At 52.9% G+C, this 6,450-nt stretch carries 4 protein-coding genes and 1 CRISPR repeat array; all 4 genes read left to right on the top strand.

Annotated elements, in window-relative coordinates; translation table 11 throughout:
• Nucleotides 1-452 precede the first annotated feature (452 nt).
• The 4 genes from HY2_RS17885 to cas2 all read left to right on the top strand — a co-directional run bounded on the left by HY2_RS17885 (nucleotide 453) and on the right by cas2 (nucleotide 5,755).
• Nucleotides 453-746, top strand: coding sequence for a DUF2293 domain-containing protein (locus HY2_RS17885; RefSeq protein ID WP_407066584.1), 294 nt, complete (start codon nucleotides 453-455; stop codon nucleotides 744-746).
• A 371-nt stretch (nucleotides 747-1,117) separates the two neighbouring features.
• A complete protein-coding gene (cas9, locus tag HY2_RS13745; protein ID WP_064773923.1) occupies nucleotides 1,118-4,549 on the top strand; it encodes a type II CRISPR RNA-guided endonuclease Cas9 in 3,432 nt (1,143 codons plus the stop codon).
• The gene (gene cas1, locus HY2_RS13750) at nucleotides 4,518-5,426 is read left to right on the top strand and encodes a type II CRISPR-associated endonuclease Cas1 (RefSeq protein WP_034828616.1); all 909 of its coding nucleotides are present in this window, start codon (nucleotides 4,518-4,520) and stop codon (nucleotides 5,424-5,426) included. Before cas9 ends, cas1 begins: the two co-directional genes overlap by 32 nt.
• Nucleotides 5,427-5,449: 23 nt before the next feature.
• On the top strand, nucleotides 5,450-5,755 hold the full coding sequence (gene cas2, locus HY2_RS13755; protein WP_034828617.1) for a CRISPR-associated endonuclease Cas2: 306 nt from the start codon (nucleotides 5,450-5,452) through the stop codon (nucleotides 5,753-5,755).
• A 72-nt stretch (nucleotides 5,756-5,827) separates the two neighbouring features.
• Nucleotides 5,828-6,391: direct repeats of the CRISPR family, unit length 36 nt; unit sequence AGGTTAGCCGATCAGGAAGTGTGAGCCAACCGCAAC.
• The last annotated feature ends 59 nt before the right edge of the window (nucleotides 6,392-6,450 follow it).

Genomic DNA, 6,450 nt, shown 5'->3' on the forward strand with positions numbered 1-6,450 from the left:
TCAAATGCGGGACCATTTGGGGCTCAGGTCAAAGTTGGTGTTGTCTTCAGCCTCATTGCGACGAACAGGAAGGTCCGCGCAGCGAACTCCGCGAGATAAGGCGCAGGATCGTCGACTGACAATTTGGCTGTGAAGTGGAATTAGTCGGTTGGTTGCTTTGTGCGCCCGATCTGAAGGTTCCAGCTTTCACCCTCCCCGGTGCGCCATTCGTCTGACGGGCTGGAGTAACGTAACCCCACCAATTTCATGGATTTATTCGTCCATCACGGAAAACTGGCGCACCGGGGAGGGGGAAGAGAAGAACTAGTATCTTATCGCAATCCTGAGACCCGTCTCGGATACAAGTTGATTCCCATCTTTTCTCGTAGCAACCTCTTTGCTTGGAACAGGCGACGAAAGCAGTGATGAGTAAGTGGGTAAAAAAGTATGATCGCGCGCACGTCGTCCGGACGATGGCTAAGCATTTTCCGTTTTGTCCTGTAGAGAGCATTGATGAGATTGTGGTTTGGGTCACAGACCGCAGTTGGACAAAAAGGACGCGTATCGTGACAGCTGTTTCTATAGCTGTGCATACGCACATACGCCATCGGCATACTGATTATGAGCGCCATCTCAAAATCCACAGAATGACTCGAGATGAGGCGCGCCAAATCGTTCAAAATGAAGTGAATGATATTTTTACGCTTTGGCATTTGGGTGCTTGCGTACCATCCTCCCCCAATACTCATACGCGATTCCTCCCTTAGCTGCTCGCCCAATAAGGGAAAACCGGCGCACCAAGGTGGATGAAGTTGGGGACACCTATTTGATAGTTTGTTTGCAGGCAGAGTTCTTAACGGAAGTTGCGCTGCAATAACTTCAATAGCCCTAAAAAGTATATGGGCGCCCCAGAGGGCGCCCATTTTGTGGTATTCACCTTGTTAACGGAGAGACCACACTTCCTGATCCGATCAATAAAGCACAAATCTTTTCCTCTGGAAAGCGGAAATGATTGCTTTCCAAAAGAGAATGGGGCCAGATGTATTCATCTATTGGGTGCGGGATGCACAGCTGCCTTTGGAGTGATCAGCCCAAAGCAATAGCAATCATCTCCGCTATTTCTAAGTGAGGGTAGCAGATGACAGCATGGCGCCTGGGACTGGATGTTGGCTCAAACTCGATTGGGTGGGCTGCAATAGAGTTAGACGCTAACGGGCGTCCTTGTGGCATTCTTAAAGGTGGAAATGATAAGCAATTTCTACCTGGTGCAGGCGCCCGGATATTCCCCGACGGTCGAAACCCCAAGGATAAACAGTCCCTAGCCGCGCAAAGGAGAGTTCCCCGGGGAATGCGGCGCAATCGGGACCGGTATTTGCAAAGACGTGAAGATTTCTTGGGGGCGCTTGTCGGATTTGGCCTGATGCCTGCCGATGAAACAGAACGTAAGACACTGGAAAACCCGACCGGAAGAAAACGCAATCAAGACATCGAAATTCGCAAGGATTTCGATCCTTGGTGCCTGCGTGCCCGCGCTTTGAATGAGACACTTACCCCTTTCCAGATCGGTCGAGCCCTGTTCCACCTCCAGCAGCGACGTGGATTCAAGTCGAATCGGAAAGCCGACAAGGAAGCCAAAGACGGCAAGATTTCCAAAGGGGCCGTCGAGACGCTGGCACGGATGCAGGAAAGACATGCCCGGACTTTGGGCGAGCTTTTTGGCCGTCCTCGACTCGAAGGCAATCTTCACGCATCTACCCGCGCGCGCTTGAGCGGTGAGGGCACAAAAGCTTTCTACGACTTCTATCCAACCCGCGATCTGATCTTGGATGAATTTGAAAAAATCTGGCAGGTGCAAGCGACTTATCATCCGACCATACTGACCCGTGAGGCCTACGACAAACTATACAGTATTTTGAGCTTTCAGCGTCCGTTGAAACCCCAACCCGTTGGCCGTTGCACATTGGAACCGGAAACTGACCTGCGCGCGCCCTGGGCACTACCATCCTCCCAGCGCCGGAGACTCTATGAAACGCTGAATGCGATGCACTATCGCAAACCCGGCGAAGCAGCCGAATGGCTCACAAGCGAACAGCGAGATCTTCTGGCGGAAAAGGCGCTCAGCAAGAAGGATCTGACCTTCGATGATATGCGCAAGGCGTTGAAGTTCCATGGCGATGTGAAGTTCAGTATCGAATCGGAAAAACGCAAGAAGATTGAGGGAGACCATACTGCAGCCATCTTGGCGAACAAAAACCTCTGGGGAAAGGAATGGCGCAAGCTTCCCTTTGCAGAGCAGGAAGCGATCGTCGAGTTGCTTCTGGGGCTGGAACCTCTGACGGATAAGACGCCGGCGCAAGTCCGGCAGGTTACGGAAGCAGTCATCGAGCAGGCAGCAAGCACTTTTTCGATCAGCCGTGGTGAGACGAAAACCCTGCTGACAAGCAGCGATCCCGCTGTGCTCGCACACTGGTTATCCGAACGCTACGGGTTGTCTTATGAAATCGCCATCGACGTGGTGGATGCCAATCTACCGGATAGCCATCAGGGCCTCGGGCGCCGCGCCAATGCAAAAGTACTGGCAGAACTCATGGCAGACGATGCGCCGGTCTATAGTGAAGCTGTCGTGCGCAGCGGATACAGGGACCATCGCGCCACCGAAGGCCAGGGCGAGGTTCATGACCGGAAGCTGCCTTATTATGGTGAGGTTCTTGAACGCTCTGTCGCATTCGGGACCGGAGATCCACGCGACTCGCTGGAGAAGCGGGTCGGCAAGATAGCCAACCCGACCGTGCACGTCGCATTAAACCAGTTACGGAAGGTGGTGAACCGCCTGATGGAGCGTTACGGGCCTCCTTCTGAAGTCGTGATTGAATTGGCTAGGGATCTTCCGCTGGGCGCGGAAGACAAGCGCAAACTGGAACGCGAGCAACAGGACAACCAGAATGCAAATGAACAACGCGAAAAAATTCTAAACGAGTACGGCATACGGAACACCTATGTGAACCGCTTGAAGTTACGCCTCTTTGAAGAACTAACACGCGGAAAAGCTACAAATGGCCAATGCCTGCTAAGTGGTGAACAATTCGGCTTGGCTAAGTTGCTATCGGATGAGATCGAAATCGATCATATTCTTCCCTTCGCTCAAACGCTGGATGACGGTTTTAACAACAAGACCTTGGTGACCCGCCGGGCTAATCGCGACAAAGCGAGACGTTCGCCATATGAGGCATTCGGTACTTCACCGTCCGGCTATGACTGGGAAGAGATTGCATCGCGTGCTGCCGATCTTCCACCACAAAAAAGCTGGCGCTTTTCTCCCGATGCAATGGAGCGCTATGAAAACGAGGAGCGCGATTTTCTTGAGCGCCAACTCAACGATACTAAATATATCGCTCGCCTGACACGCACGTATCTTGGCGCAATTTATGGTGGCGGCGATGAGGCCGTGAAACATGTCTGGGTTACTCCCGGCCGGTTGACATCGGACTTGCGCTCCGTCTGGGGACTCAACCGGATTCTTGATGGCAATAAGCCGAGCGATGAGCCCGACGCCCCTTCGCGCAAGAATCGCGACGATCATCGCCACCACGCAATTGACGCGATTGTTGTTGCTCTGACGGATCGCGCCATGCTGAAGAAGGCGGCGGACCATGCAAACCTCCAGAACTCGGAGGTTTCTTCAGAACGCATGCTGGCGGCATTGGGTGAGCCGTGGAAAGGATTTCGGGAAGATGTAGAAAGGCATGTGAATGCCATTGTTGTATCCCATAAGAAAGACCATGGGATTGAAGGTCAGCTCCACGAGGACACGAATTACGGGGTTGTGCAAAATCCACAGGGCGACGGACAGAAACTCGCCACCCGCAAACCCATTGTCTCATTTGAGAAGCATGGCCAGCTGCAATACATAGCCGACAACCGTATACGGGAAGAACTCATGGAACGGACCTACGGCTTATCGGGCGCTGATTTCAAGCAGGCACTCCATGACTATGTGAATGAGCAGAAGCCGGGTAGGCGAACCAATCCTCGCAGAGTGCGCGTTCACAAGCCGGTAACGGAGTCAACGCCCCTGCGCCAGATTCATCATGGCGGTATTGGCGAGTACCAGCGAGGCGTGCTGGCTGGCGAAAACTACTGTCTTGATATTGTCGAGACGCCAGACGGCAAGTGGCACTGCCGTGAGATATCCCGCTTCGATGCCAATCGCCTCAAAGGAAGCGATAAGGCAGAGGTACCAGGCTGGATGGAAGATAATCCGGAAGCGTTACTCGTTATGCGCTTACGAAAAGGTGACATGATCGCGGTCGAAGATGTGCCGGGTGAAATCGAGTACAAGCGTGTCGTCAGATTGGAACCAAGTGCAAACCGCGTAAGGTTGGCGAGGGATCGGGAAGCTGGCGACTATGAGAAACGCCACACCGACAGGGACGATCTGTTCAGCTGGGACTTTGCGACAATCTCGAAGCTCAAAGCCCGAAAGGCACGGCTTGTGCATGTGGACGAGGCAGGAAGGGTCTTCGATCCAGGGTTGCGTCATGCCGGGACAGATTGTCGAAATATCAAGTAATGGAATCCACCTTTCGGTGGAACGGGGTTTTCTGAAGCTCAGCCGCGAAGGTGAAAAGCTTGGCGAAGTTCCGTTTGATAATATTGACGCCGTGGTCGTCCATGGTCATGGGTCCACTTTCTCCGCCAATGTTTGTGCACGCCTGTCAAATCAAGGTGCACCGCTTATTGTTTGTGGCAACAATCATAGCCCTGTCTCAGTGGTTTGGCCGATACAGGGACACCACGCGCAAGGTTATAGGCTTCAGGCTCAGGCAAATGCGTCTCTGCCCCTGAAGAAACGGCTTTGGAAGGATATTGTAACTGCAAAAATCTCAGCCCAGGCTGCCGCGCTCAATCATATCGGAAACCCTCTGCCGGGGTTAAGACTGATGGCACGATCGGTTAAATCCGGAGATTCGGAAAATATGGAGGCGCAGGCTGCGCGTCGTTACTGGAAGCATCTTTTCGGAAAGGGTTTTAGGCGGGACAGGCAGGCGAACAATCAGAATGCGCTCCTGAACTACGGCTATACGGTGTTGAGAGCAGGTACGGCCCGCGCCATTCTTGCTGCCGGTTTGCACCCATCACTTTCTATCATGCACGAAAGTCGAGGCGAAGCGCTACGGCTTGCCGACGACCTGATGGAGCCTTTCCGCCCTTGGGTCGATGTCCTAGTACATGATCTAATAGAAAAGGGTGAGAGCGAGTTGACCCTTGAAAACAAGAACGCTCTTGCTGATGTGCTCCGCCTCGACATGCAAGGGCCAAGGGGAGCATCCCCACTTCAGGTTTGTATCGACCGAATGGCCTCCTCACTGGCGCGAGTTTATCTCAAGGAACAGTCTGCGCTCGAATTCCCTGGACCTCCCTTCGCACTCGCTCGGCCCGTGCCGTGAGCCAGCTCAGTGGATACAGAATTATGTGGGTTATGGTCATGTTCGATTTGCCAGTTCTGACAAAGAGCGAAAGAAAGCGAGCTAATAAATTCCGGCTTTTTTTGCGCGACATTGGCTTCAGTATGGCTCAGCTATCGGTTTATATGAAAGCTGTAAGCGGGAGCGATGGTGTTGATGCTATTTGCAGAAAAGTCGAGGCAGAGGTCCCACCGGGAGGAGTTGTCGATATTTTGCAATTTACCGACAAACAGTATGAGAACATCATTTGCTTCCGGAACAAAAAGAGACAGGCGGCGAATCAATCTCCAGGCCAGCTGGCGCTATTCTGATGCTGTGTCGTTGTTTTCCCGCACACAACTAAAGGAAAAAGCCCCGGAAATCCGGGGCTTATCCATAAATGAAGGTTAGCCGATCAGGAAGTGTGAGCCAACCGCAACCATATGCATGGCAATAAAGTCGTCTCGATTAGGTTAGCCGATCAGGAAGTGTGAGCCAACCGCAACGAGATCGACTATTGCTCCGGCTGCGGCTGTAGGTTAGCCGATCAGGAAGTGTGAGCCAACCGCAACATGGTGGTGGCGCATTCGATGAGATTTTAAAGGTTAGCCGATCAGGAAGTGTGAGCCAACCGCAACCCATCATAAGCAGTGATGCAGTGCGCCGTGAGGTTAGCCGATCAGGAAGTGTGAGCCAACCGCAACCCATCATAAGCAGTGATGCAGTGCGCCGTGAGGTTAGCCGATCAGGAAGTGTGAGCCAACCGCAACCCATCATAAGCAGTGATGCAGTGCGCCGTGAGGTTAGCCGATCAGGAAGTGTGAGCCAACCGCAACCGGGTTCCCGTCCGGCAAAACCTTTGTGGCAGGTTAGCCGATCAGGAAGTGTGAGCCAACCGCAACGGATTCAAGGACGGTGTTATCAACTTCAGGAGGTTAGCCGATCAGGAAGTGTGAGCCAACCGCAACCTAGATCCCACATGGGACATTGAATAGGAGAGGTTAGCCGATCAGGAAGTGTGAGCCAA

This window comes from Hyphomonas pacifica (genome assembly GCF_000682675.1).
Lineage (GTDB): Bacteria > Pseudomonadota > Alphaproteobacteria > Caulobacterales > Hyphomonadaceae > Hyphomonas > Hyphomonas pacifica.

Coding starts and splice junctions, on each gene's coding strand:
- cas2 (WP_034828617.1), top strand. CDS start 5,450: ATGTGGGTTATGGTCATGTTCGATTTGCCAGTTCTGACAAAGAGCGAA.
- cas1 (WP_034828616.1), top strand. CDS start 4,518: ATGCCGGGACAGATTGTCGAAATATCAAGTAATGGAATCCACCTTTCG.
- HY2_RS17885 (WP_407066584.1), top strand. CDS start 453: ATGGCTAAGCATTTTCCGTTTTGTCCTGTAGAGAGCATTGATGAGATT.
- cas9 (WP_064773923.1), top strand. CDS start 1,118: ATGACAGCATGGCGCCTGGGACTGGATGTTGGCTCAAACTCGATTGGG.